The sequence below is a fragment of the Bittarella sp. HCP28S3_D9 genome, assembly GCF_052065655.1.
Taxonomy (GTDB): domain Bacteria; phylum Bacillota; class Clostridia; order Oscillospirales; family Ruminococcaceae; genus Bittarella; species Bittarella massiliensis.
On the sequence record NZ_JBQHTP010000004.1, the window covers coordinates 85,824 to 110,280 of the forward strand.

Here is a 24,457-nt window from a genome sequence, read left to right on the forward strand (position 1 = left end):
GCGCCGGCTGTCTGGAGGGCCGGCGCCCCCTGTCGCACAGCGAGAAAAGGGGGATCGCCATGGAGCGCCAAGACGCGCCCTACCTGGTCTTTTTGGGGGAGGCCTGCATCGACGAGTACTACGAGACTGACCGCTGGGGGGAGATGGGGGACAAGATGATGCTGCGCCCGGTGGAAAACCTGGTTGGGGGGATGGTGGCCAACGCCGCCGGGGTGGCCGCCGGGCTGGGACAGAAGTGCTACCTGGTGGACTCCCTCAGCGACAGCCCGGTCTGCCGCCAGCTGCGCGCGGCGATGGAGGCCGAGGGCATCGACACCTCCTACACCCTGCACGACCCGGGCATGGCCGACCCCAAGTGCATCATCGTCACCCAGGGGGGCGAGCGGGTGGTCTGCGTGGTGGACACCGCCCGCGCCCCCCGCCGCATCACCCCCCGCCACCAGCGACTGCTGGACGGGGCGGCCTGGATCTACACCATTGTGCGCACCCTGCAGCAGGTGGAGGACGCCGAGGCGGTGCTGGACCGGGCCCGGGCCGCCGGGGCCAAGCTCTACCTGGACGTGGAGGGGGTGGTGGCCGAGGACAACGACCCCCGCTTCCTCCGCCGGGCCGACGGGCTCACCTTCAACGAGCAGGGGTTTGCCGCCTTTCGGGGGGACCGCAGCGAGGGGGCCTGCCTGAAAGACCTCTTTGCCGGCGGGGTGGAGTTCGTGGCCGTCACCCTGGGGCCCGGCGGCTGCCGGGTGCACACCCCGGGGCGGACCATCGCCTGCCCCGGGCTGCCGGTGGCGCCGGTGGACACCACCGGCGCCGGGGACACCTGGGGCGCCGCCTTCCTATGGGCGCGGGTCAACGGCTGGGCGCTGGGCGACTGCGCCCGCTTTGCAAACGGGATGGCCGCCCGCGCCTGCACCGTGCTGGGGGCCCGGGGCGGCATCTGCACTCTGGAGGAGGCGCGGCGCTGGATGGACAGGGCCCCCCAGGCGGTGGAGACCCGGGCAGCCCCCTGAAAATATTACAAGAAGTTTACCTAAACCAGCCCATAATATGATAAAATGGGGCAAACAGGGTTTGTCATTTAAAGGGGGATACCACTTTGCAGTACGGCGTCATCGACATCGGTTCCAACTCCATCCGCCTCTCCATCTACGAGTGCGAGGGCAGCGAGATCACCCAGCTCATCAACAAGCGGGAGATGGCCGGCCTGGCGGGATACGTGAAAAAAGACGGGATGCTGGCCGAGGCGGGCATCCGCAAGGCCTGCGCCATCCTCGCCGGGTACAAAGAGGTGTTCGCCGGCTTCGGCATCGAGGAGTACGGGGTCTTTGCTACCGCCTCCCTGCGGGGGGCGGGCAACCGGGACAAGGCCCTGGAGGCCATTCGGCGGGAGACCGGCCTTTCGCCCGAGGTGCTCACCGGCGAGGAGGAGGCCCGGCTGGACTACATCGGGGTCAACCACGCCATGCCCATGGGGACCGGCCTGCTCTGCGACATCGGCGGCGGCTCCACCGAGCTGGTGGTGAGCAAGGAGGGGGCCATCGAGCACCTCTGCTCCCTGCCGGTGGGGTCGCTGGGACTGCACGCCAAGTACGTGGACGGCCTCTTGATGAGCGACAAGGAGCGCCACCAGGTGCGCGGCGTCATCCGCAAGGCCATGGGCAAGGTGGACTGGGTCGGGAGGGACACCCTGCCCCAGATGTGCGGGGTGGGCGGCACCCTGCGGGCGCTGCACAAGCTCAGCTGTGAGCTGTTGGGCCTGCCCGCCGACGCCCGGGAGGTGCCCGCCAAAAACGTGAAGAAGCTGTGCAAGATGATCCGGGACAAGGAGTTTTTCTACCAGACCGTCTACCGCATCGTCCCCGAGCGGATCTTCAGCATCCAGCCGGGGCTGATGATCTTGCGGGAGGTGGTGGACGCCTTCGGCTGCCAGCAGATCGCCATCAGCCAGAGCGGCGTGCGGGAGGGCTACCTCATCGACCGGATGCTGCAGACCAAAAAAGGGTGTGAAGAGGGATGAAGGGAAGCGAGCTGGCCCCCTGTATGCAAAACCGGGAGCTGTCCTGGCTAAAGTTCAACGAGCGGGTGCTGGAGGAGGCCAACTGCGAGGCCACCCCCCTGCTGGAGCGGTTCAAGTTCCTCTCCATCTTCACCAGCAACTTGGACGAGTTTTTCATGGTGCGGGTGGGCAGCATCACCGACTACCTGCTGGCCGCGCCGGACAGCAGGGACACCAAGACCGGGATGACCCCAGCCCAGCAGCTGGCCGCCATCTTTGCGGCGGTGGGGCCCCTCTACCAGCTGCGCGACCAGTCCTTTGAGGCAGTGGCCAAGGCCCTGTCCAAAAAGGGGATCGCCCGCTGCCGGGTGGCGGACCTGCCCGAGAAGGAGCAGCGGCACCTGGAGAAGCAGTTTCTCAAGAACACCCTTCCCCTGCTCTCCCCCCAGATCATCGACAACCGGCACCCCTTTCCCCACATCGGCAACAAGCAGCTAAATGTGGCGGTGACCCTGCGCCACAAGGAAAAAATCTGTTTTGGCATCATCCCCCTGCCGCCCATGGTGGAGCGCATCACCTTTTTGGAGCCGGCGGAGGGCAAGGCCCTGCGCTTTGTCCTCACCGAGGACCTGCTCTGCCACTTTGCCCACCTGGTCTTTGACATGTACGAGGTGGTGGAGCGAACGGTGCTCTGCGTCACCCGCAACGCCGACATCGACACCGAGGCCGGCCTTTTGGACGAGGACATCGACTACCGCCAGCACATGAAGCGGGTGATCCGCAAGCGGCTGCGGCTGGCCCCGGTGCGGCTGGAACTGCAGAGCCAGGTGGGGGACCAGTTCGTCAAGTACCTCTGCGGCAAGCTGCACATCGGCCGCGACCAGGTCTTTCTCTCCCGGGCGCCGCTGGACCTCTCCTACTGCTTTGCGCTGGAGGGGAAGCTGAGCCCGGCCCAGAAGCTGGAACTCTTGGACACGCCCTTCACCCCCCAGCGCTCGGCCCTGGTGGACCCCGGCGAGAGCATGCTGCGCCAGGCCCTGGCGCGGGACATCCTCCTCTCCTACCCGTTTGAGAGCATGAACCCCTTTCTCAACCTCATCAAAGAGGCCAGCTATCACCCCTCGGTCCTCTCCATCAAGATCACCCTCTACCGGATCGCCCGCCAGTCCAAGCTGGCAGAATACCTGATCGCCGCGGCGGAGAACGGCAAGGACGTGACGGTGCTGATGGAGCTGCGCGCCCGCTTTGACGAGCAGAACAACATCGAGTGGGCCCAGCGGCTGGAGGAGGCGGGCTGCCACGTCATCTACGGCACCGACGGCTACAAGGTGCACTCGAAGATCTGCCTCATCACCCTGCGGGACCGGGGGCGCATCCGCACCATCACCCAAATCGGCACCGGAAACTACAACGAGAAGACCGCCCGGCTCTACACCGACCTGTCCATCATCACCCCCGACCTCTCCATCGGCGAGGACGCGGTGGAGTTTTTCAAGAACATGGCCATGGGCAACCTCTTCGGCCACTACAACCGGCTCTGGGTGGCGCCGGTGAGCTTTAAGCAGAGCATCCTCGCGCGGATGGACGAGGAGATCGCCAACTGCCGCGCCGGGGAGCCCTGCGGCATCACCATCAAGTGCAACTCCCTCACCGACACCGAGATCATGGCCAAACTGGTGGAGGCCTCCCAGGCGGGGGTGAAGGTGCAGCTGATTGTGCGGGGCATCTGCTGCCTGACCCCCAAGGTGCCCGGCCTCACCGACAACGTGAGCGTGGTGAGCATTGTGGGCCGGTTTTTGGAACACTCGCGCATCTACTGTTTTGGCACAGGGGAGTTCACCCGGGTCTACATCGGCTCGGGGGACATGATGACCCGCAATACCGAGCACCGGGTGGAGATCGCCTGCCCCATTCAGGACAAGGAGCTCAAGGCCCGCATCCTGCAGATGGTGCACGTGATGCTGGGCGACAACGTCAAGGGCAGGGAGCAGCAGGCCGACGGCACCTATTTACAGCGCACCCCGCCCGCCGACTGGCCGGTGGGCTCGCAGGAGCTGTTCATGGAGGAGGCGGTGGCCGCGGCCGCCAAGCCGGCGCCGCCGGTGAAGAAGACGGCCTGGGGCCGCTGGAAGGGGCGCGCCCCCTTCTCCTGGTTCGGAAAATAGACAAGTCGATTGCGGGAGGGCCCGCCGGACGGAAAACCGGCGGGCCCTCCCCTTTTTTCGCCACCGATTGACAAGCGGGGGCACAGCTTCTATACTAAAGGCACAGAAAAGGCCACCAGATGAGGAGGGATTGGGTGAAGGTACTGATTTTGTCCTGCAACACCGGGCAGGGGCACAACACCGCCGGGCGGGCGGTGCTCGAGGAGCTGCGGCGGCAGGGGGTCCCCTGCGAGATGAAGGATGTGCTCCTCTTTGCCGGGCGGCGCACCTCGCGGGTGGTGTCGAACGCCTACGTCAAGATCACCACCCGCTCCCCCCTGGTGTTTCAGTGGCTCTACCGGGCGGGCGAGGCCATTCGCTCAGACCGGCTGCGCTCGCCGGTCTATTTCGCCAACACCCTCTACGCCGACAACCTGCTACGCTACATCGAGGAGCAGGGGTTTGACCGGGTGCTGACCCCCCACCTCTTCGCGGCCGAGGCCCTCACCAGCCTGCGGCGGCGGGGGAAGCTGGCGGCGCGCTGCTACGGGATCGCCACCGACTACACCTGCATCCCCTTTTGGGAGGAGACCGAGCTGGACGCCTACTTCATCCCCCACCGGGACCTGGCGGAGGAGTTTGCCCAGAAGGGGCTTCCCCGGGAAAAACTGGCGGCCACCGGCATCCCGGTGAGCCGGCGGTTTTCCCACCCGGGCGACCGGGGGGCCGCCCGCGCCGCCCTGGGCATCGGCCCCGACAGCCAGGTCTGCCTGGTGATGACCGGCAGCATGGGCTTTGGCCGGGCGGGCGAGTACGCCCAGGCCCTGCTGGAGCGGGGCGGCGACCGCCGCCGCGTCTACCTCTTCGGCGGCCGGAACGAGCGGCTGAAGGCCGAGTTGAGGGAGCGCTTTGCCGGGGAGCCGCGGGCCGTGGTCCTCGACTACACCGACCAGGTCCCCCTCTACATGGACGGCTGCGACCTGCTCCTCACCAAGCCCGGCGGCCTGACCAGCACCGAGGCGGCGGTGCACCGCATCCCCCTCATCCACACCGCCCCCATCCCCGGGTGCGAGACCCAGAACGCCGCCTTTTTCCGCGGCCGGGGGATGTCCCTCTGCCCCGACGGCCCGGAAGAGACCGCCGAGGCCGCGGAGCTGCTGCTGGGCGACCCCATCCGCCGGGAGGCGATGGCCGCGGCCCAGGCGGCCAACTGCAACCCGCGGGCGGCGGAGGAGATCGTCCGCCGGATGGCGGAAGACGACCTTTAGACGACCCTTTTTAGAGAGGAGGAAACCGGCTGTGCTGCCCTATCTCTTTTACGCCCTGCTGGGCTTTCTGTCCGGCAGCATCCTCTACAGCGCCCTGCTGCCCCGCTGGCTGCGGGGGATCGACATCGTCGCCGACAGCGACGACCACAACCCCGGCGCGGCCAACGCCTTTTTGCTGGCCGGGCCGCGGGTGGGGGTGCTCTGCGTCCTCTGCGACCTGGCCAAGGGGTTTCTCCCCGTCTTTTGGGCGGCCTCGCGGCTGCCCACCCAGGAGCGGCTCCTCTTCTCCCTGGTGCTGGCGGCGCCGGTGCTGGGGCACGCCTTCTCCCCCTGGCGGCAGGGGCGGGGCGGCAAGGCCATCACCGCCAGCTTTGGGGCCCTGCTGGGGCTGCTGCCGGGCAGTCTGGTGGTCTTTTGGCTGGCGGCCCTCTACCTCTTTTTCTCCCTGATCGCGGTGATCCCCGACCACCGGCTGCGCACCCTGGCCACCTTCTCCCTCTTCGCCGGGGGGAGCTTCCTCCTCTGCCCCAACAAGTGCATCGCCGCGGGCTGCACCCTCATCTCGGCCGCGGTGATCTTTCGCCATCTCAGCGGGGCGCCCCACCTCCACCAGGAACTCCTGAAAAAGGCCTTTGTGCGGGGGATATTTAGTTGAAAAGAAAGCGAATTATACGAACTGTAATCATTGTGCTGGCAGCGCTCCTCCTTCTCTTCCCCAAGCGCACCCTCTACAAGGACGGGGGGACCGCGACCTACACCGCCCTGCTCTACCAGGTCATCGTCTGGCACCAGCTGCAGGGGGTGGATATGCCCTACAGGACCGGGGTGGAAGTGCGGCTTTTTCCCCACAATTTTGGCGGGCTGTAGCTGTCCCGCTCCCCCTCTCTGCCGCCTGGCGGTCAAGGGGGGACAACTTTCGCGGCAGAGAGAGACCGCCGGCCGACCCGAACAGGGCCGACCGGCGGTCTTTTTTTGTGCAGAGCAGAGGGGGCTACCCCTCCCGCCCCTTCTCCCTTTCGGCCCGCTTGCAGGCCCGCAAATCGGCAAAGAATTCCCGCAGGAGCTGGCGGGATTCCTCCTCCATCAGCTGGATCACCTCTTTGGGGCAGTAGGTGAAGGGCTGGGAAAAGAGGTCGACCACGCTGCCACAGGCGCCGAACTTCTCGTCCCTCGCGCCAAAGCAGACCCGGTCGATGCGGGCGTTGATGATGGCCCCGGCGCACATGGCGCAGGGCTCCAGGGTGACGTAGAGGGCGCAGTCGGGCAGCCGCCAGCCGCCCAGGTTGCGGCAGGCCATGTCGATGGCCTTGATCTCGGCGTGGTCCAGGGCGTTTTTGCTCTGCTCCCTGGTGTTGTAGCCCCAGCCCACCACCTGGCCGCGGTGCACCACCACCGCCCCCACCGGCACCTCGCCCTGGGCCGCCGCACAGCGGGCCAGATCGAGGGCGAGGCGCATGTACTGCCTGTCCATCAGAGGATGCGGGCCTGGGAGGCCATGAGGAAAGCCACCATGCAGAGACTGATGACAAAGCCGCCCGAGCCGATGAAGGCCACCATCTTGGTGGTGAGGGTGTTGGTGTCCTCGTAGTCCTCAATGGCGAAGATGGCGCTGTCCTGCCGCGAGAGATAGGCGACGGAGAAGACCCCCAGCAGGAGCAGCAGGGCAAAGAGACTGTTTTGCACCAGCGCGTAGGTGGAGGCGCTCACCGCCGTCTGCAGGGTGGCGAGCACCAGGCTGAGGGCGTTGTTGACAAAGTGGAGGACGACCGTGGTGAGAATGGAGCCGCTCTTGATGGCCACATACCCCAAAAAGAGGCCCACGAAGAACATGTTGGGGGCCTTGACAAAGCTCTGGTGGGCCATGGCAAAGACGATGGCGCTGACCACCACCGCAAAGCGATCGCCAAAGCGGCGCAGGGGCTGCAGCACCACCCCGCGAAAGACCACCTCCTCCACCACGGCGGGGACCGCCGAGAGGGAGAGGAAGTAGAGCAGGTAGGCGGGCGCCGAGGTGATGGCCGGTTCGGCGCTGCTGACAAAGCGGATGTTCAGCTGGGAGGCCAGGCCGCCGAGGACGTTGGCCGAGGCGATGCCGACAATGCCGATGGCCAGCAGGATGAAGGTGCAGGGCACCAGGGTGCGCCCTTTGACCGGGCCGCGGGGAAGGTCTTTTTTGAGGCGGAAGCCGTTGAGACAGGAGACCACCCAGTAGGGGATGACGATCTGCGCCAGGTAGACCAGCAGGCGGATGAAGTAGTGGAGGAATTGGTTGGTCAGCACCTGGCCGTTTTTCATGATGACCACCCCGGAGGAGAGGAGGGCGAAGAGCCGGGTCAGCAGGAAGAAGGAGGCGTTGGAGAGGAAGATGGAGAGGAGGATGGCGAACCCCAGGATGTTGGCCTGGCGGTGGATCTCCTGGATCTGCAGTTCGCTCTTTCCCCTGCCTTTTCCCTCCTGGGGGCCGCCCAGGTAGCCAAAGCCGGCGGAATAGGAATAGCCCTCCCCCTCTTCCGGCGGGGGAAAGCCCTCAAAGGTCTGCTGCGCGCAGTCTCGCTCGCTGCCGTCGCTGTACACCTGCTTGTCCCCCCCTTTCACCGCCCGTGCGGAAAACGGCCGGCCCTGTTTGGCCGGTCCGCGCAAGGGCAGCCTTTGCACTTTGCACCCAAAAGTCAACCCAATATGATCGTCATCATTATACCAATCCGCGCAGGTGAAATCAAACCGATTGTTTGAACAAACCGTGAAAAGTGGCAGATTTGGGGGCATTTCCAGAAAGACACCTCGCGGTTTTCCAGGCTCTTCCAGACGACAGCGGCTAGGCGGAGGGCCAGCGACAGCGCGCGGCGGCGAGGGCCAGCCCCAGAAGCTGGGCGAGCATGGCCAGGCCAAAGAGGGAGAGCAGCCACCAGTGGACCGGCTGCTGGACCAGGTAGCTGCGGTAAAGAGGGGGATTTTGCCAGAGGCTGGCGGAAAAGGGGCTGAGGGCGCTGGCCTGGACAAGGAGCGCCAGCGTGCCCAGCAGCGGCGCGGCAGTGCAGCCAATCAGCCCCGCGGCGAGCCAGAAGGGGCGGCGGCCTGCCCAAACGGCCCGGCGGAGGAGATAGGAGAGGGCCAGAGCGGCGGCCAAGTACCCCAGCCAAATCCAGGGGATGCAAAAGGGGGACGGCTCGGCCTGCAGGCCGAGCCAACCGGCCAGCGGCCGCTGGAGGGCCGTCGTCAGCGCGCTCGCCAACAGGTGGAGCACCTGCGCGCAAAGGCCGACGGAAAACAGGCGCGACCCCGGACAGGGTGGCGAGGGATGCCCCGCGCTGCTGAGAAAATCCCCCAGCGCGACCCCCAGCACCTGGCCAGCCGGGCCAGGTTGGCGGTGTCGGGGCGGGCAGTCCCCCGCTCCCAGCGGGAGACCGCCTGGCGGGTGACCCCCACCCCCTCGGCCAGCCCTTCCTGCGAGAGGCGGCGCGCCCGCCGCAGCGCCGCCAGGCGGACCGGGAAATCACTGGCCATCCCCTTGGCGGCCGGCGGGCGGGCAGGAGCACCGGAGACAGCGGCGGCGGCCAGCAAAAAGAGCGCCGACTGCAACAGGCAGAGAAGAAGGCGGAGCAGCAAAAAGGGGAACTGCTCCTGCCCCAACTGGGCGTAGTTGAGGGCCGAGGCCAGCCCGCTGTCGTCGAGCTGGCGCACCTGTTCCCCCAACATCCCCTGCCCCGCCAACAGGGCCCCCGCCGCCAGGGTGCAGCAGACCCAGGGGGACCACCCCCTGCCGCCGGCTTTCCCCCGCGCTTCCCGCCTGATCTGCCGGGCCAGCACCAGGTGAAGCGCAAAGAGGGCGGCGCTCAAAAGGGCGGTTTTCCAGGGCAAAATGCGACCGCCAAAGGGGCTCTGCATCTGGGGGGAGAGGAGGAAAAAGAGCCCGAGCAGCAGGAAGTAGGCCAGCCAGAGGGCGGTGGACAGCCGGAGGAAGCGACTGCACACCGCCCCGCTGTCCCCAGTCGGGCCTCCTCCCTCCCCGCCCCCTTTTCGCCGGGGCGGGGGAAGCCCGTAAAGGGCGGCCAGGGCCTGGCGGTTTGCCCGGCTGGGCAGGGCCTCGCCCCGCTCCCACTTGCTCACCGACTGCCGGCTGACCCCCAGGGCCCGGGCCACTTCCTCCTGGGAGAGGCCCCGCTCGGTGCGGGCGGTGCGAAGGCGGCTCGCCAGCGGTTCAATCACGGGCGCCGCCCCCCTCTCTTTCGGCGTGCGGCAGGGGCCGTGCGCTGCGGCACCAGCCCACCAGGGCGGCCGCCACCAGAAAGCCGATCCCCACCAGCGCCAGGGCCTCTGCCAGCGAGTAGTACCTGCCCAAGGCGATGTTGGCAATGGCGCGGTAGAGCTGGGGATCGTCGTTGACCGCCGGGTTTCCGCTGATCTGGCGGGTGAGAAAGCGGTTCTCCCAGGGGGGAAGGGTGTTGTTTAGCCACCCCACCGCGGCAAAGAGGGCCACGCTCAACACCGCTGTGCCGCTGCGCTGCCCAAGGCCGCCCTGCCGGCGACCCGCCAGCCAGCAGAGGCAGACCTGTATTGCCGCTGTCGACAGCAGGTAGGGGAGGGTGAAGGGCGGTACCAGGCAGCCGCTGTACTGAAAGCTATTCCAGTACTCAGCCCCGCCGTGCAGGGCGACGAGCAGCGGCCGCTGAAAGAGGAGCACCAGCGCCAACAGCAGGAGGGCGCTGCCCGAAAAGGCCAAGGAGACTGGCAGCAGCGGCGGCCGGGCCCGATTGCCCATCAGGGGGGCGCGACGCCCGCTGTCGGGGAAGAGATCGCCGGACCGCAGGCCGTAGAGGGCGGCCAGGGGGGCCCGTTTCTCCGGCTCGGGGAGGGCGCTCCCCCGCTCCCACTTGCTGACTGCCTGGCGGCTGACCCCCAGGGCCCGGGCCACCTCCTCTTGAGAGAGGGCGGTCTCTCTGCGCAGCGCCAGCAGCCGCTGGGGCAGTTGCGCTCCCTTTCCAGCCGGGGGCGCAGGAGGGGCGGCGGCCGTCTGTTCGGCCTGCCAGGACAGGGCGGCGGCCAGCAGCAGGGAGAGCCCCAGCACCCAGACCGGCAGGAAGGCGCGGAAGCGGCCGTAGAGGTAGATGAGCATGCCGCTGTCCTCCTTGGCCGCCCCGGCGTAGATCTGATAGAGGAGATAGGCCACACTCCCCGCCCCCACCAGGGAGAGAGAGGCGGCAATTGCCCCGACAAGGGGGCGGCCGACAGGGAGATTCCGGCGCACCCGCCTCCAAACGGCGAACCAGAGACCCGCACAGAGGGCCCAGGCCCCGCCGAAAACAGCGACAAGGTGGGGCGGAATGGCGAAGGTCCAGGCGTAATAGGGTCCCAAGTTTGACCAGTGGTTGGCCGCATCGCTCAGGGGCATCTGAAAGATCAGGTAAACGGCTGCCCAAATCAGGTATGCTGTCAAGAGGGCCAGCGAGAGGCCGAGCAGCCCGTACACCGGCCCCTTTGCACTCTGCCGCCGGCGGGGCGAGGGCTGCGCCGGGGCGGCAGGGCCGGGGGCTGCCAGCAGCTCCTCCGCCCCCACGCCGTAGAGGGCCGCCAGGGCGGTCAAATTCTCCACCCCCGGCAGGGCCGCCCCCCGCTCCCACCGGCTGACGGCGGGGCGGCTGACCCCCAGGCGGGCGGCCAGCTCCTCCTGCGAGAGGCCGGCGTCCCGGCGGAGGGCGGTCAACTGGTCTGCCAATTGCCGATTTTTCATTGTCACTCATCCTTTCCCGCTTTTGCAATGACAGGGCACTGTCTGTCTCTCAGTATGCGGGAGAGCGGGGAAACCGCGCAACCGCATCGGCGATCCAAATGGCGCAACCGCGGTTGCGGCCGCGCGGTGATGCCCTTTTTTGCAGGAAAACAAAAAGAGAGGGGACGCTCCCCCCTCTCCTCTGCGGCGCTGCCTCTCGGCCGCCCTTCAGGCCCCCTCCGCCCCGTCGGGGAGGCCAAAGATCTTGTCTACTTTGACCCACTGGGGAGAGCCGCTATAGGTCTTTTCATTCTCCAGGTCATATTTGATGTCGCTCCAGCTCTTGCCGTTGATGGATTTGGAGCCGGTGGCGCACTGGTACCAGCTGCCGTCGTCGCGGTTGTAGATGTAGTTGGCCGTCCAGTTGCCGCTGTTGTTTGGGTTGGTGTTGGCGAAAATCACCAGGGAGTTTTCCGTCTTGTCCTGCTTGACCGTGTTGTAGTAGGGCTGGACGTAAAAGGTCTGGCCGTCCACCTTCAACTCGCCCCAGCCGCCGTTTTTCTTGTAGACGGCGTTGCGAAAGCTCTCGTTGTTGATGAGGGAGGGGTCTTTGTTGGTAAAGACGCTCTCGATCCCCAGCTCCTTGAGCCGCTTCTGCTTTTCGTCCTTGCTGAGGGTGTCGTCCCCCATGATGTCGATGTAGTTTTTCAGGGCGCTGGAGCCGTATTCGTAGACGGTGCCGGTGTTGACCTGGTTTTTCACCGCCTCGCTCACATCCCCCAGGTGTTTGGAGCAGACGAAGATGACCCCGCCGTTCACATTGTCGTAGAGGGAGAGGTAGGTCCCGCCGTCGGGGCACTTCATCCCCTCCTCCACGTAGCCCGTCTCCCGCAGGAAGGGCAGCACCTTGTCCGCCTGGCCGTTCTGGCTGTCCCGCTGCAGTTCCGGCTCCAGGGGGAGGGCCGCCTGGTAGAAGCGGGCGATGTCGCTGCGGTTGACCTGGCAGATCTTCTCGTGGGACTTGTCGATCCACTTCACCATGGAGGGGATGAGGAGGGCGGCCAGCACCGCCAAGATCACCAGCACCACAATGACCTCCACCAGGGTGAAGCCCTGCCGCCCCCTGCGGGCGGCCTGTTTTTTCGCCTTCACCGCGCGCCCCCCTCTCACAGGTATTCCCGCAGATTGGCGGGAGAGGTGGAGGCCTGCAGCGCCGTCTGCCGGTCGATGACGCCCCGGCGGGCCAGGTTGGCCAGGTCGGCGTTCAGGGTGTGCATCCCCTGGGCGGCCCCCGCCTGCATGGGGGTGTCCAGCTGATGGCACTTGTTCTCGCGGATCAGGTTGAGCACCGCGTCGGTGCCCACCAGCACCTCGGTGGCGGCGATCCGCCCGCCCCCCACCCGGGGGAGCAGCTGCTGGGTGACGACCCCCCGCAGGATGGCCGAGAGCTGGGAGCGCATCTGGGACTGGGCCTGGGGCGGGCAGACGTCGACAATGCGGTCGATGGTCTGGGCCGCGCCGGTGGTGTGGAGGGTGGAGAGGACCAGGTGCCCCGTCTCGGCGGCGGTGACAGCGGCGGAGATGGTCTCGTAGTCGCGCATCTCCCCCACCAGGATCACGTCCGGGTCCTCCCGCAGGGCCGAGCGCAGGGCCGCGGCGAAGGAGGGCACATCCCGCCCCACTTCGCGCTGGTGGACGGTGGCCAGCTCGGGGGTGTAGAGGTACTCCACCGGGTCCTCCACCGTGAGGATGTGGGCGGGGCGGCTGCGGTTGATGCGCTGGATCATGGCCGCCAGGGTGGTGGACTTGCCGCTGCCGGTGGGGCCGGTGACCAAAATCAGCCCCCGAGGGCTGTCGGCCAGCTGCCCCAACACCGGGGGCAGCGAGAGCTCTTCCAGGGTGGGGATGTGGTCGGACAGCAGGCGGATGGCCGCCGCCGGATGGCCCTGCTGCCAGAAGATGTTGACCCGCTGCCGCCCCTGCGGCAATGCGAAGGCAAAGTCCATGTCCTCCCCCCGGCAGAGGCCCTCGGGCCGCTCGCCCTCGGCCAGGGCGCGGATGAGCGCCTCCGCCTCGCCGCTGTCCAGGGAAAAGGGGGCGGGGAAGAGGGCGCCGTCCCGGCGCAGGGCGCAGGGGACCGGGGCCCCCACGGTGAGGTGGATGTCGGAACACCCGTTTTGCCGCCCGGCGGCGACCAGCTCCTGAATGGTCATCTTGCAAAACCTCGTTTCTCTCGTCTCGCGCCGGTGTCAGTCGGCGTAGTAGGTCACCTTGAGGAATTCATCCACCGTGGTGACCCCGTTTTTCACCAGCTGCAGGGCGCTGTCGCGCAGGGTGCGCATCCCCTGGCTCTCGCGGGCGTACTGGGTGATGTCGTCCATGGCGGCCCCGGCGGAGATCATCCGCCGGATCTGCCGGTCCACCACCGCCACCTCGTGGATGGCGATGCGCCCCTTGTAGCCGGTGTGGCCGCAGATGTGGCAGCCCTTCCCCCGCCGCAGCAGGGGCAGATCGACCCCCAGGGCGGCCCGCTCGGTCTCGTCGGGGGCGTACTCCTCGGCGCAGTGGGGACAGACCTTGCGCACCAGCCGCTGGGCCACGATCCCCACCAGGGAGTTTGCCACCATATAGGCCGGCAATCCCATGTCCTGCAGGCGGACGATGGCCGAGAGGGCGTCGTTGGTGTGGAGGGTGGAGAAGACCAGGTGGCCGGTGATGGCCGCCCGCACCGAGATGGAGGCGGTCTCGCTGTCGCGGGTCTCCCCCACCATGATCACGTCGGGGTCCTGCCGCAGGAGGGCCCGCAGCCCCGCGTCGAAGGTGAGGCCGGCGGCGGTGTTGACCTGCATCTGGTTGATGCGGAAGATGTCCCTCTCCACCGGGTCCTCGATGGTGGAGATGTTGAGGGTGCGCTGGGCCATCTGCTCCAAAATCATGTAGAGGGTGGTGGTCTTGCCCGAACCGGTGGGCCCGGTCATGTAGATGATGCCGTGGGGGGAGCGGAGCATCTGTGAAAACTTTTGATAGTTGTCGTCGTCCATCCCGAACTGGCCCGCCCGGTCGATGGGGGTGTTCTGGTTGAGGAAGCGGAGCACCGCCTTCTCCCCGTAGATGGTGGGGATGATGGAGACGCGGATGTTGACGTCCTGGCCGTCCACCTTCTGGCGAAAGTGGCCGTCCTGGGGCTGGCGGCGCTCGGCGATGTCCAGCCCGGCGAGGATCTTGATGCGGGTGATGAGGGAGGGGTGGATGGCCGGGGAGAGGGTGACGAAGTCGACGATCACCCCGTCCAGCCGCATCCGCACCGAGGTCTGCTGCTCAAAGGGCTCGACGTGGATGTCGCTGGCCCCCGAGTTATAGCCCCGATCCAGAAGGCTCGCCAGCAGTTTGACCACCGGCGCGTCGCCCTCCCCCTCCTCCACCTCGATGGGGGAGATGGGCAGGGGCTCCACGTCCTTGTTGGCCTGCTCGGCGGCCAGCTTGGCCCCGATTTCGGCGTAGTAGTGGGCGATGGCCGCGTCGATGGGGGCCTTTTCGGCCAGCAGGGAGTCCACCGGCATGCCGGTGATCTGGCGCACCTCCTCGGTGCCGTAGAAGTTGAGGGGGTCGCTGGTGGCCACCACCAGGTGCCCGCCCTGCTGGGCCACGGCGATGACCCCGTGGCGCAGGGCCAACTGCTTGGGGATCTTGGCCACCGCGTCGGTGTCCACCTCGTAGGTGGCCAGGTCCACCACCGGCAGCCCCATCCTCTGGCCCAGGGCCTCCAGCTTCTGGCGCTCGGTGACAAAGCCCATGTCCTCGAGGATCTCGCCCAGGCGGCGGCTGCGGTTTTGCTTCTGGGCCGCCAGGGCCTGCTGCAGCTGCTCCTCGGTGATGTAGCCGTACTCCTTGAGCACCTCGCCGATGGGTATGTTTTTCATGGATACTCCCCTTTTCCTCTGTGTTGCGGTCGCGGCCGGTCAGCCCGCCCCCTGCCCGCTGGCAAAGAGGAGGGCCGGGTCCTCGACCTCGCCAGTCGGCCCCTCCGCCGGGGCGCCGCTGATTTGCAGATTGAGCAGTTTGACGGTGGTGCGGGTGGTGTAGCAGAGCGCCCCGTCGGCGCGGTGGACCCGCACCGTCAGATCCAGGTAGTACTGGTCGTGCAGGGCGGCGGTGACGGACAGGGTGCGCCCCTGGTAGAAGGCGTCGCCGTAGTAGTCGATCCCCTGGCCGGGCTGGGGGGCCCCCTCCCCGCTGTTTCGGTACCAGAGGCGGCCCTCTTCCAGCCAGACGGCCTCGGGGGCGGAGAGGTCGTCCCCCCCGGCGAGGCGCAGCTCGGTGGCGTAGCGCAGCTTGCCCGAGAGCCACTGGCAAGCGGTGTCGCCGATGAGCTTTTCCTCCCCCAGTTGGGCGCTGCGGCCCAGCAGGTTGCCCCCGGAGAGGATCATCCCCCCCGCCAGGGCCACCACCAGCACCAGCAGCAGGAGCACCACCGACACCTCCACCAGGGTCCAGCCGCGGCGGGCGGCCGGGCCCCTACTGCGCCGGCGCATCGGGGACAAAGACCCGGTGGCTGATGGCCGGGTCCTCCGGGTCGGTGACGGTGATGGTGCGGCCCTTCACGCTGCGGGTCGCGCCGTTTAGGGTGTAGGTGAGGGTGCTCTCCTCCTCGGTGCTGTCCACCTCGTCGGCGGGGGAGAGGCCGCCGGCGAGCATCTCCAGGGCGGAGATGGTCTTGTCGGTGCTGTTTTTGGTGTCGGTCCCCCGGCGGATCAGCTTGCCCGCCGCCGAGAAGCCGGTCACCAAGATGAGGGCGACAACGGCCAGCAGCGCCAGGGAAACCACCACCTCCACCAGGGTCATCCCCCCGGTGGCGGCGGTTTTTGCTCGCTCTTTTCGCTCCACTGCGCGCCCTCCTCTCTCTTCGCTAGGCCGCCTCGTAGCGGACCAGCTTCCAGCGGCCATTGCTCGGGGCGACGGGTTTTCCCACCTCGGTGGGGCGGGAGTGGAATTGGACGTCGGCCCGGTTGCACTGCAGATGGTCCACATAGGCCGCGCCGGCAAACTCCCCCCAGAGGGTGAAGTTGGTCTCCGCCCCGCCCAACACGTAGAGGTTGAGGTTGTCCGGCTGGCTCCACTCGGTGCCGTAGGCGGTCTCAAAGGTGGTCTGGTTCCAGGGGGAGGCGCCGTCCTCAAGGACGATGAAGACCCGGGCGTCCCCCTCGGTGGCCGGGCGGACAAAGTTGCACTGCAGCTTCTGCCCAGTGGGGACGACGAGGTAGCAGTCGCCGCTCCCCACCACCCGGACGGTGGCATTTTGTTGCCAGCCGCCCTCACAGCGGTACCAGTGCTCCCCCTCGCCGCCGATCTCCACTGTGCCGCCGGTTTCCAGCCGTAGGGGGGCCGTCTCCCCGTTGGCGGGGCCGCTGGGCAGGCGGGGGCGGGGGACGGCGGGGCTCTCGCTCCACTGGGGCTCCACGCTCCAGCGGACGGCGTTGCCCCCCGCACCGGTGGCCCCCGCTTTGACGATGGGGGCGCGGTAGGTCACCACCCGGTTTTGGGAGCCGACCTCCCGAAAGTCCTGCAGCACCACCATGTCGCAGGGGGTCTCCGGGGTGCCGAAGGTGTAGGTGTAGCTGCCCAGCCACCAGTGGTTGGCCACCATCCCGGTGAAGATGCTGCTCTCCCCTGTCCCGCCGCCGGAACTCTCCCCCCCGCTGCCGGCGACCGGCGGGCGGTATTCCAGCTCGGTCTTGGAGCCGGTCGCCACCTCGCCCGCACAGTAGATACTGCCGGTCAACTCGGTCGCCCCGCCCAGACTGACCTTGGTGTCCGCCCCGCCGCAGATGTAGAGGGGGGCGTTGTCGGGGTTTTCAAAGCCGTATTCGGTCTGAAAGACGCCGCCCGGCCCGGACTCCCCCTCCTCCAGCAGGACGAAGATCTGCACGTCGGCGGCGTCCTCGTCCCGGGCGATCTTGCTCAGATAGAGCTTCTGCCCCTGGCGGACCCGGATGTAGATGTCCCGGTCCCCGGTGATCGTCAGCGCCGAGGGGGAGGTGCTCCCCTCGAACTGGTACCACTGCTGGCCGCCCCCGAGGGTGGCGCTCCAGGCCCCGGCGGGGAGGGTCTGCACCCCCTCGTCAGGGAAGGTGATTGGGGGGAGGGTGGCGGTGATCTCCTGGTTGACCGGCTCCCGGTTCTGGCCGTCATAGCCCACCTCTTTGGGCCAGCTGTACCCGGGGGTCAGGACGGGGGGGACGTCGGCGTGGACGTGGCCCTTCTGGCTGCCGGAAACGATGCTCTCGAGCACGTACATGGTAGAGGCGTCCTCGTCCCCCACGTCGCCCTCCAGTTCCAGCTGGCCGCTGACGACCCACCGGCCGCCCACAAAGCCCACAAAGCCGGAGAGGTCGGTGACCGGCAGGTCGCCGTCGCCGCCCCCCTCCCGGGTGAGGCGGCCCACCACTGTCTGCTCCTGGCCGCCGTAGCGGGCGGTGGCGGTGATGGTGATGACCCCCTCCTCCGGCCGGGCGATGACGGCGGTGCAGCTGCCCATCCCCTCGGTCTGGGGGATCTCCACCCGGATGCCCTCAGGGGTGGTGGGGACCAGTTCCGAGGACTGCCCCACCTCCAGCGCGTGCAGTTGGGAGGAGAGGGCGTCCACCGCCGAGCGGGCGGTGAGGTAGGCCTGTTGCCGGCTGTCGTTTTGGATGCTGCGCTGGGAGAAGGAGAGGGCCAGGGTGAGCACCCCGGTGGCGAAGATGGCGATGATGGCCAGCACCAGCACCGACCAGAGCATGGCGGAGCCCTGCTCTCTTGGTTTGGCGCGCACGGCAAATCCCTCCCTTCTGCGGCGGTTTGGGGGCTACTCGCCCTCCTGGTATTGGTAGATGGCAAAGTGGATGGTGAACAGGGTGCGGCTGGAGGCGTTGCCCGCCTCGTCCTTGCTCCGCTCCACGGTGGTCTTGTACTGGGTGACCCGCAGTTCGGGCAGGTCCTTGATCTCCTCCAGGAGGTTTTGCAGGTTGGACAGGGTGCCGTAGGCCTGCAGCTCGATCTCGGTGGTGGTCAGGGCGCCGACGGCCTCCTCCTCCCCCTGGGGGGCGCTCCCCTGCTCGGCGGGCTGGGAGAGGTAGGCCGGGATGGGGGTGTTCACCGGGTCGGAGATGGTCTCCTTCACCGGGGTCAGCCGGTGGCGGAGGGCCAGGTTGGTCACCATCTGGTCGGCCCGGTTGGAGACCATGGGGGCCGGAAGGCTGCCGGAGAGGGCGGTGATCTCCTCTTTGCAGGCGCTGATCTGGCTCTCATAGGTCTGGGCCAGGGCGATCTGCCGCTCCATCAGCTGGGCGGCCTCCCTGTCCTGGGCGAGCTGTTCCTGGGCCGCATCCCGCGACGCGGCCAGGGGCCGCGCCAGGAGAAAGGCCCCCGCTGCAAAGAGGATGAGAAACATGGCGTAGAGCAGCGTTCGCTCCCGCCGGGTCAGTTTGGTCATGGCGTTCCCTCCTTGCGGCTATTGGGCCGAGGCTGCCAGCAGGCAGTCGGCGGTGAAGTGGTAGCGGCCGTCCTGTTCGTCCACGCCGTACCCCCGGTAGGCGATGTCCTGAAAGAGGCCGGACTCCCGCAGCTTTTGGATGTAGGTCGGCGCGTCCTTCACCCCGGAGGAGGACAGCTCCAGCGTCAGCAGCCCGGTCTCGTCGGAGAAGGAGGTGCTCTCCACCTGCACGGCACCCCCGGTGAGGCCGATGACCTGCCGGTAGAGCTCCTTGTAGAGCCGGGGGTAGCCGGCCAGGGCGTCCAGGTCGCTCTTGAGGGCGTCCCGCCGGGCGGTGTAGCCGGCCAGTTGGTCGGAGAGTTCCACCGCCCTGCTCTGCCGCTGGAGGTTTTGCGGGTTTTGCAGGTAGGCCTGCAGGGGCGCGTCCTCCCTTTTCAGGCGGGAGGTGGCGCCGGTGTAGTAGAAAAAGGCGGCGGCGAAGGCCCCCAACACCAGCACAAAGGGGAGCGCCAACAGGGCGATGCGGAGGATGGGGCGGGCGCTGCGCCGCCCGTCCTTCAGCCGGGCCAGATAGTCGATGTCCTTTTTGCGAAGCGCCTTCATCCCCAGATCCCCCCTGTCCGAATCAGTCCCCCCACGGCGTACAGGTGCTCGGCAAGGGTGAATTGGCACCCCCTGCGGCGGGGCAGGACGGCGATTTCAGGGCAGTCGGGGAAGGGGTCGGCGGCGATGCCCAGGCTCTCGCCCAGGGCCGCATAGAGCCCCTCCTCCCCCTCCCTGAGGCCGGCCAGGTAGACGTGCTCGACCGGCTCCCCCTTTTCGGAAGCGTTGAACTGCACCATGGAGGAGAGCAGCCGCCCGATCTCGGCGGCGGACTGGGGGGTGCCCCGCCCCTCCAACAGGCGGGAGCGGTTGCAAAACCGGTAGTCGCCGGCGGCCAGCAGGGTCAGGTCGACGCCCAGGTCGTCGAGCACCACCACCACGCAGCTCTCCCGCTGCAGGGCGGCCGAGAGCCGCGCCACCTTGATGAGGCCGCCGATGTTCAGCTCCGCCGAGCGCAGGCCGACGCCCGCCGACGCAAACAGCTGCCGGTAGGACTGGATGAAGGCCCGGGGCGCGGCGGTGCAGAGGACCGCGCCGCCCCCTTCGGGGAGGCGGGGGGTGAGGACCGCGTAGTCGTAGAGCAGCTCGGCGGGGTCCTCCACCTCGGGGAACTCGTCTACCAACACCCGCTGCAGTTTGCCGCGGGAGAGGGTGGGGACCACCGAGCGCTTGAGGAAGACCGAGCGCCCCCCAACCACCAGCCGCACCCCCCGCTGGGGGAGGTGGCTGCGGCCCCAGAGGCTGCAGAGGGCCGCCTTGACGGCCGCCTCGTCGATGAACACGCCGCCGATGACCGCCCCCGGGGCCAGGGGTTCAGAGCAGACCCGCTCGATCTGCACCCCCTTGCGCCCGGCCCGGCCCATCACCGCGTGGATGGCCTCGTTGCCGATATATACCGAACATTCCATGGTGTTTTTTCTCCTTTAAAAAGCGGGGATCGATCAGCCGCCGTAGCTGCCGGCGCCGGCGCCGATCTGGTCGTAGAGGGAGTAGATGGGCAGCATCACCGAGATCATGATGAAGCCGATGACCAGCGCCATGAGGATGATGAGCACCGGCTCGAGGATGGCGGTGAGCTTGGCGGTGGCGCTCTCCGCCTCGTAGTCGAAGGACTCGGCGGTGGACTCGAGCATCTCGTCGAGTTTGCCGGTCTCCTCCCCCACCCGGATGGTGGCGGCCAGCTTGGGGTCAAAGCCGTCCACCTGGGCGATGGCGTCGGACAGGGCGCCGCCGCTGCGCACCTGCCGCACCACCCCGTCGAACTGGTCGCCGATGTAGCGGTTGCCGGTGGTGCCGCGGGCGTTTTGCAGGGCGGTGATGATGGGCAGCCCGCTGGCGTAGAGGGAGCTGAGGGTGCGGGCAAAGCGGGCGGTGTAGATGGTGCGCAGCAGTTTGCCCACCAGGGGGAGGCGCAACTTGCAACGGTCCACCGCCAGCCGCACCTTGGGCAGGCGCAGCACAAACCCCAGGGCCAGCACCGCCAGCAGCGCGCCGACGAGCCAGAACACCCAGTACCGCTCCAGCCCGCCGCTGATGGCCATCACCACCTGGGTGGGCCAGGGCAGCTCCATCCCCTCGAAGAGGGTGAAGAAGTTGGGGAGGACGAAGAGGAAGATGCCCAGGGTGATGACCACCGTCAGGCACAGGAGGATGATGGGGTAGACCATCGCCCCCCGCACCTTGCTGTTGAGGCGGTGCTCCTTTTGGTAGTGGAGGGCCATCTTTTGGGAGGTCAGGTCCAGCCGGCCGCTGGCCTCCCCCGCGCGGTACATTTGGATCAGCAGCTCGGGGAAGGCGCCGGTCTGCTCCTCCATGGCCTCCGACAGGGGGAGCCCCCGCTGGAGGGAGCGGTAGAGCTGCTGGTAGACCCGCTTGATGCGCACCTTGGGGTCGCGCTGGATGAGGATGGAGACCGAGCGCAGCAGCGGCACGCCCGAGCCGAGCATGGTGCCCAGGTCGCGGCAGAACTCGGAGAGTTCCAGCGGCCGCAGCCGGTAGGAGACGGTCTTCTCCTCCCTCTCCTTGCAGGAGAGGAGGAAGAGCCCGTCGCCCCGCAGCCGCTCGGACAGCTGGGCCTCGGCCGGGGCGTTCATCTCCCCCTCGGTGATCTTGCCGCCCTTGTCGGCGGCGCGGTACTGGTAGACGGGCACCTGCCCCGCCCCCTTTCCGATTTGATAAACCCCCTAGGCCAGGCCAAAGAGGGAGAGATAGCCGGAGATGAGCCCCTCGCCCCAGAGGAGGGCCACCCCGATCCCCCCGGCCAGGAAGGGGCCGAAGGCAAAGTGGCTCTTCCGCCCGGCGCGGCGGGTGGCCAGCAGCCAGACCCCGTAGAGCCCGCCGCCCACCAGAGCCAAAAAGGCGGCCACCAGGGTGGCGCGCCACCCCAGCAGGAAACCGGCGGCCGCCATCAGCTTTACATCGCCCCCGCCAAAGCTCTCGGGTACCAGCCGGGTGCAGAGGAACAGGGGCAGGCTGATCTCGGCCGCGCCGAGGAGGCGGGAGAGAAGCCCCACCCCCGGCGCGGCGGGGACCGCCAGCAGCGCAAAGGCCGCCAGGGCCAGCACCAGCCCGTTGGGGATCTCCATGGTGGTGGCGTCGATGCAGGCGACGCACAGCAGCGCGCAGAGGGCGCCAAAGGCCACCGCCGCCAGAGGGGTGGGGCCCAGCGCCCCCACACAGAGAAGGGCCAACACCCCGCCGGCGCACTCGACAAGGGGGTAGCGGGGGGAGATGGGGGCCCCGCAGGACCGGCAGCGCCCCCGCAGGGCCAGCCAGCTGAAGACCGGCACCATGTCCAGCGGGCGGAGGGTCTTGCCGCAGCTGGGGCAGAAGGAGCGCCCTTTGGCCACCGAGATGCCCTGGGGCACCCGGTAGATGACCACGTTTAAAAAGCTGCCGATGACGCTGCCAAAGGCAAAGAGGAGGAGGGCCAGCACGGTGCAGGCGACGTAGTACGAAGCTGGCACTGGCGGACCCTCCCCTCTCGGGCATTTTTGCCCTTATCTCAGAACACCCCTGCGGGAAAGTCCCGCAAGGGTGCCCTCGCTACCTAGTAAGAACGCTGTTTTCTAACTCTAGAAGTCATTATCCCAGCTTGGTGACGGTATATGTGTCCCCTGTCGAACTGTAAACCACCTGATAGGCGCCGTTCTTGGTCACATAGGTCAGACCGGTGACCTTGCCCGCGTCGATGGTGATGGAGGAACCCGCCGGGAAGGAGCCGTCGATGTCGGCCAGGGCCAGCACTTCGCTCTCCTGCGCACCGGTCAGGGCGGAGGCAGTGGGATTTTTTTCATAGGCCTCAGACGCGATGGTCTGGGCGGCCATGACAATCGTCCGCGCCTCGACAATGGCCTCTTTCTCGTGGGCCTTGTCGATCCACTTGACCATGGAGGGGATCAGCAGGGCGGCCAGGATCGCCAGGATGACCAGCACCACGATGACCTCGACCAGGGTGAAGCCCTTTTTGCCGGTCTTTTTTTGCAGCTGCGCTTTGGCACGAGTTGCCAATTTGTTCATTTAAATGACCTCTTTTCTCGGCGCTCCGCCCGGGGGCAGAGCAAGCGTTTTACACAGCGGCCCGCCGTGTCCTATGTACATGGTCTCATTATACGGCGCTTTCTCTCAAAAAACAAGACTATTTTACCCCGATTCGCCAAGGTTTTGGGAAAAGGCGACCCGGTTTTTCCCCGCCCCTTTGGCGGTGTAGAGGGCCTGGTCGGCGGCGTGCAGCAGCTCGTCGTAATCGCTGCCGTCCTGCGGCCAGAGGGCCACCCCCACGCTGATGGAGGTGGGGAAGTCTTCGCAGGCGGCCACCGATTCGCAGAGCTGCTGGGCCCGGTGCTCCACCAGTTGGGGCGAGGGGGCGTCCCGCATCCAGACCAGGAACTCGTCGCCGCCGTAGCGGCCCACCACGTCGCTCTGGCGGAAGGTGCGCTGCAGCAGGGACGCCAGCTGGACGAGCACCCGATCCCCCACCTGGTGGCCCAGCCGGTCGTTGACCCCCTTGAAGTCGTCCACGTCGATGAAGAGGCAGGCGTGCACCCGTCCCCCTTCCGGCACCCGCGCCAACATGGGCTCCACGGCGGCGCGCACCCCACCGCGGTTGTAGATGCCGGTGAGCCCGTCGCAGCGGTTGGCCCGCAGCACCGCCTGATTTTTGCGCCAGATCAGCCAGATGCAGAGGAGGACCACGCTGTAGAGCAGCAGGTTGATCCCCATCAGGGCCACCGAGCGGCCGTTGATGCTGGAAAACTGCCGCTCCACCGACTCGGCCAGGACCAGGGAGAGGACCGTCCAGTCCCCCACCCCGGCGGGCTCAAAGTAGAGGTAGCGGGCCTTGCCGCCCCGGTAGTAGGTGAAGAGCCCCGACTCCCCCGCCCCGACGCGCTCGCGCAGGCTGGCGAGGGTGTCCGCCCCCCGAAAGTCCATCTGGCTGATGGCGTCGTAAAAGGTCTCGTACCGCTCGGTCCCGGCGTAGCCCGAAATCATGGCCCCGTCGGGCTGGATCACCATGGTGGCCCCCAGCCCGGCGAATTGGGCGCTGCCCAGCAGTTCGGTAAAGTGGGTCACCGCGTACTCGGCATAGGCCACCCCGGCCACCTGCTCCCCCTCGTAGATGGGGATGGCCAGCACCACGCAGGAGCGGCCGTCCAGGCAGCTGCCGTGCACCTGGCTCAACACCCGCTCCCCGCCGGCGGCCCGCTGAAAAAAGTCCCGCCCGGAGATGTCCACCGGCACCCCGGTGCCGGTGTAGAGGGTGCCGCTCAAGTCCGAGAGGCCCAGCCTGCAATTTTCATCCCGGCTGTTTTGCCGGCGCAGCAGCTCGACGATGTTGTCGTTGTCCCGGTCGGCGTTCCCGGCGCAGAAGAGGGCCACCGCGTCCAGCTGGGCAAAGTAGTCCTCCACCAGGCCGGAGACCATCGCCCCGCTCTGGTGGGTGTAGCGGGCCATCTCCTCCTCGGTCTTTTGCAGGAGGGTGGCCCGCAGCTCCCGCTGGTAGTAGGCAAAGGAGAGCACCGACAGCACCAGGGCCAAGGCAATGGCGCAGGTGGGCAGAAGCAGGTTTTTTCGCCTGTGGCCGATCTCCTGTTTCACCCTGCGCGCCCCCCTTCGCCCCGCCCGCGGCGGGGAGGGGGACACCCGCGGCGCCCCCCCAATTTCCACCAGTATACCACGCCGGCCCTCCCGCCGGAAGGCATTTCTAAAAATACCAAAAAAAATTCTCTGTTTTTGACATACAAAAAGCCGCCCCGGGCCAATTGCCCG

At 67.4% G+C, this 24,457-nt stretch carries 24 protein-coding genes; 6 read left to right on the forward strand and 18 right to left on the reverse strand.

Going from position 1 to position 24,457, the window contains the following annotated elements; genetic code table 11:
- The first annotated feature begins 59 nt into the window (after positions 1 to 59).
- The 6 genes from ACTNAU_RS04085 to ACTNAU_RS04110 all read left to right on the forward strand — a co-directional run bounded on the left by ACTNAU_RS04085 (position 60) and on the right by ACTNAU_RS04110 (position 6,275).
- Positions 60 to 1,010, forward strand: a complete 951-nt coding sequence (locus tag ACTNAU_RS04085; protein ID WP_441097646.1) for a carbohydrate kinase family protein — start codon at positions 60 to 62, stop codon at positions 1,008 to 1,010.
- Between the two features lie 86 nt (positions 1,011 to 1,096).
- Entirely contained in the window at positions 1,097 to 2,017 is a 921-nt protein-coding gene (locus ACTNAU_RS04090) for a Ppx/GppA phosphatase family protein (RefSeq protein ID WP_185915884.1), read from the forward strand.
- The gene (gene ppk1, locus ACTNAU_RS04095) at positions 2,014 to 4,161 is read left to right on the forward strand and encodes a polyphosphate kinase 1 (RefSeq protein WP_441097647.1); all 2,148 of its coding nucleotides are present in this window, start codon (positions 2,014 to 2,016) and stop codon (positions 4,159 to 4,161) included. The genes ACTNAU_RS04090 and ppk1 overlap by 4 nt, the downstream gene beginning before the upstream one ends.
- Positions 4,162 to 4,295: 134 nt before the next feature.
- Positions 4,296 to 5,408, forward strand: a complete 1,113-nt coding sequence (locus ACTNAU_RS04100) for an MGDG synthase family glycosyltransferase (RefSeq protein WP_441097648.1) — start codon at positions 4,296 to 4,298, stop codon at positions 5,406 to 5,408.
- Positions 5,409 to 5,439: 31 nt separating this feature from the next.
- Entirely contained in the window at positions 5,440 to 6,063 is a 624-nt protein-coding gene (locus tag ACTNAU_RS04105) for a glycerol-3-phosphate acyltransferase (protein WP_441097649.1), read from the forward strand.
- Positions 6,060 to 6,275, forward strand: coding sequence for a hypothetical protein (locus ACTNAU_RS04110; RefSeq protein WP_441097650.1), 216 nt, complete (start codon positions 6,060 to 6,062; stop codon positions 6,273 to 6,275). Before ACTNAU_RS04105 ends, ACTNAU_RS04110 begins: the two co-directional genes overlap by 4 nt.
- A 124-nt stretch (positions 6,276 to 6,399) precedes the next feature.
- On the opposite strand, the gene ACTNAU_RS04115 is transcribed toward ACTNAU_RS04110, so the two are convergent.
- The 18 genes from ACTNAU_RS04115 to ACTNAU_RS04200 all read right to left on the reverse strand — a co-directional run bounded on the left by ACTNAU_RS04115 (position 6,400) and on the right by ACTNAU_RS04200 (position 24,286).
- Entirely contained in the window at positions 6,400 to 6,879 is a 480-nt protein-coding gene (locus ACTNAU_RS04115) for a nucleoside deaminase (RefSeq protein ID WP_441097651.1), read from the reverse strand.
- Positions 6,879 to 8,003, reverse strand: coding sequence for a lysostaphin resistance A-like protein (locus ACTNAU_RS04120; RefSeq protein ID WP_441097652.1), 1,125 nt, complete (start codon positions 8,001 to 8,003; stop codon positions 6,879 to 6,881). The genes ACTNAU_RS04115 and ACTNAU_RS04120 overlap by 1 nt, the downstream gene beginning before the upstream one ends.
- 220 nt (positions 8,004 to 8,223) lie before the next feature.
- The gene (locus ACTNAU_RS04125) at positions 8,224 to 8,652 is read right to left on the reverse strand and encodes a hypothetical protein (RefSeq protein WP_441097653.1); all 429 of its coding nucleotides are present in this window, start codon (positions 8,650 to 8,652) and stop codon (positions 8,224 to 8,226) included.
- Positions 8,625 to 9,614 (reverse strand): helix-turn-helix transcriptional regulator, encoded by a 990-nt coding sequence (locus tag ACTNAU_RS04130; RefSeq protein WP_441097654.1) that lies wholly within the window; start codon positions 9,612 to 9,614, stop codon positions 8,625 to 8,627. The genes ACTNAU_RS04125 and ACTNAU_RS04130 overlap by 28 nt, the downstream gene beginning before the upstream one ends.
- A complete protein-coding gene (locus ACTNAU_RS04135; RefSeq protein ID WP_441097655.1) occupies positions 9,607 to 11,136 on the reverse strand; it encodes a helix-turn-helix domain-containing protein in 1,530 nt (509 codons plus the stop codon). The genes ACTNAU_RS04130 and ACTNAU_RS04135 overlap by 8 nt, the downstream gene beginning before the upstream one ends.
- 207 nt (positions 11,137 to 11,343) lie before the next feature.
- Entirely contained in the window at positions 11,344 to 12,267 is a 924-nt protein-coding gene (locus ACTNAU_RS04140; RefSeq protein ID WP_441097656.1) for a prepilin-type N-terminal cleavage/methylation domain-containing protein, read from the reverse strand.
- 14 nt (positions 12,268 to 12,281) lie between these two features.
- Positions 12,282 to 13,328 (reverse strand): type IV pilus twitching motility protein PilT, encoded by a 1,047-nt coding sequence (locus ACTNAU_RS04145; protein ID WP_441097657.1) that lies wholly within the window; start codon positions 13,326 to 13,328, stop codon positions 12,282 to 12,284.
- Between the two features lie 36 nt (positions 13,329 to 13,364).
- Positions 13,365 to 15,035: a GspE/PulE family protein gene (locus tag ACTNAU_RS04150; RefSeq protein ID WP_441097658.1), complete on the reverse strand. Its 1,671-nt coding sequence runs from the start codon at positions 15,033 to 15,035 to the stop codon at positions 13,365 to 13,367.
- A 39-nt stretch (positions 15,036 to 15,074) separates the two neighbouring features.
- Positions 15,075 to 15,647 (reverse strand): hypothetical protein, encoded by a 573-nt coding sequence (locus ACTNAU_RS04155; RefSeq protein WP_185915895.1) that lies wholly within the window; start codon positions 15,645 to 15,647, stop codon positions 15,075 to 15,077.
- Complete coding sequence (locus ACTNAU_RS04160; protein ID WP_185915896.1) at positions 15,631 to 15,999, reverse strand: type II secretion system protein; 369 nt, start codon at positions 15,997 to 15,999, stop codon at positions 15,631 to 15,633. The genes ACTNAU_RS04155 and ACTNAU_RS04160 overlap by 17 nt, the downstream gene beginning before the upstream one ends.
- A 22-nt stretch (positions 16,000 to 16,021) precedes the next feature.
- Positions 16,022 to 17,926 carry a hypothetical protein gene (locus ACTNAU_RS04165; RefSeq protein ID WP_441097659.1) on the reverse strand — a complete coding sequence of 635 codons (1,905 nt, stop codon included), beginning with the start codon at positions 17,924 to 17,926 and terminating at the stop codon, positions 16,022 to 16,024.
- A 33-nt stretch (positions 17,927 to 17,959) separates the two neighbouring features.
- Positions 17,960 to 18,586 carry a hypothetical protein gene (locus ACTNAU_RS04170; protein ID WP_441097660.1) on the reverse strand — a complete coding sequence of 209 codons (627 nt, stop codon included), beginning with the start codon at positions 18,584 to 18,586 and terminating at the stop codon, positions 17,960 to 17,962.
- Between the two features lie 18 nt (positions 18,587 to 18,604).
- Positions 18,605 to 19,189, reverse strand: coding sequence for a hypothetical protein (locus ACTNAU_RS04175; protein ID WP_185915899.1), 585 nt, complete (start codon positions 19,187 to 19,189; stop codon positions 18,605 to 18,607).
- Positions 19,186 to 20,097, reverse strand: a complete 912-nt coding sequence (pilM, locus tag ACTNAU_RS04180) for a type IV pilus biogenesis protein PilM (RefSeq protein WP_441097661.1) — start codon at positions 20,095 to 20,097, stop codon at positions 19,186 to 19,188. Before pilM ends, ACTNAU_RS04175 begins: the two co-directional genes overlap by 4 nt.
- A gap of 33 nt (positions 20,098 to 20,130) precedes the next feature.
- Positions 20,131 to 21,339: a type II secretion system F family protein gene (locus tag ACTNAU_RS04185; protein WP_216400990.1), complete on the reverse strand. Its 1,209-nt coding sequence runs from the start codon at positions 21,337 to 21,339 to the stop codon at positions 20,131 to 20,133.
- 33 nt (positions 21,340 to 21,372) lie between these two features.
- Positions 21,373 to 22,155, reverse strand: coding sequence for a prepilin peptidase (locus ACTNAU_RS04190; RefSeq protein ID WP_441097662.1), 783 nt, complete (start codon positions 22,153 to 22,155; stop codon positions 21,373 to 21,375).
- A 118-nt stretch (positions 22,156 to 22,273) separates the two neighbouring features.
- On the reverse strand, positions 22,274 to 22,708 hold the full coding sequence (locus tag ACTNAU_RS04195) for a prepilin-type N-terminal cleavage/methylation domain-containing protein (protein WP_256136113.1): 435 nt from the start codon (positions 22,706 to 22,708) through the stop codon (positions 22,274 to 22,276).
- A gap of 123 nt (positions 22,709 to 22,831) precedes the next feature.
- Positions 22,832 to 24,286, reverse strand: coding sequence for a diguanylate cyclase (locus ACTNAU_RS04200; RefSeq protein WP_441097663.1), 1,455 nt, complete (start codon positions 24,284 to 24,286; stop codon positions 22,832 to 22,834).
- Between the last annotated feature and the right edge of the window lie 171 nt (positions 24,287 to 24,457).

What these genes read in the sequence shown, in the direction of transcription:
- ACTNAU_RS04085 (WP_441097646.1), top strand. Translation starts at nt 60, where the DNA reads ATGGAGCGCCAAGACGCGCCCTACCTGGTCTTTTTGGGGGAGGCCTGC.
- ppk1 (WP_441097647.1), top strand. Translation starts at nt 2,014, where the DNA reads ATGAAGGGAAGCGAGCTGGCCCCCTGTATGCAAAACCGGGAGCTGTCC.
- ACTNAU_RS04115 (WP_441097651.1), bottom strand. Translation starts at nt 6,879, where the DNA reads ATGGACAGGCAGTACATGCGCCTCGCCCTCGATCTGGCCCGCTGTGCG.
- ACTNAU_RS04135 (WP_441097655.1), bottom strand. Translation starts at nt 11,136, where the DNA reads ATGAAAAATCGGCAATTGGCAGACCAGTTGACCGCCCTCCGCCGGGAC.
- ACTNAU_RS04145 (WP_441097657.1), bottom strand. Translation starts at nt 13,328, where the DNA reads ATGACCATTCAGGAGCTGGTCGCCGCCGGGCGGCAAAACGGGTGTTCC.
- ACTNAU_RS04150 (WP_441097658.1), bottom strand. Translation starts at nt 15,035, where the DNA reads ATGAAAAACATACCCATCGGCGAGGTGCTCAAGGAGTACGGCTACATC.
- ACTNAU_RS04155 (WP_185915895.1), bottom strand. Translation starts at nt 15,647, where the DNA reads ATGCGCCGGCGCAGTAGGGGCCCGGCCGCCCGCCGCGGCTGGACCCTG.
- ACTNAU_RS04170 (WP_441097660.1), bottom strand. Translation starts at nt 18,586, where the DNA reads ATGACCAAACTGACCCGGCGGGAGCGAACGCTGCTCTACGCCATGTTT.
- ACTNAU_RS04175 (WP_185915899.1), bottom strand. Translation starts at nt 19,189, where the DNA reads ATGAAGGCGCTTCGCAAAAAGGACATCGACTATCTGGCCCGGCTGAAG.
- pilM (WP_441097661.1), bottom strand. Translation starts at nt 20,097, where the DNA reads ATGGAATGTTCGGTATATATCGGCAACGAGGCCATCCACGCGGTGATG.
- ACTNAU_RS04195 (WP_256136113.1), bottom strand. Translation starts at nt 22,708, where the DNA reads ATGAACAAATTGGCAACTCGTGCCAAAGCGCAGCTGCAAAAAAAGACC.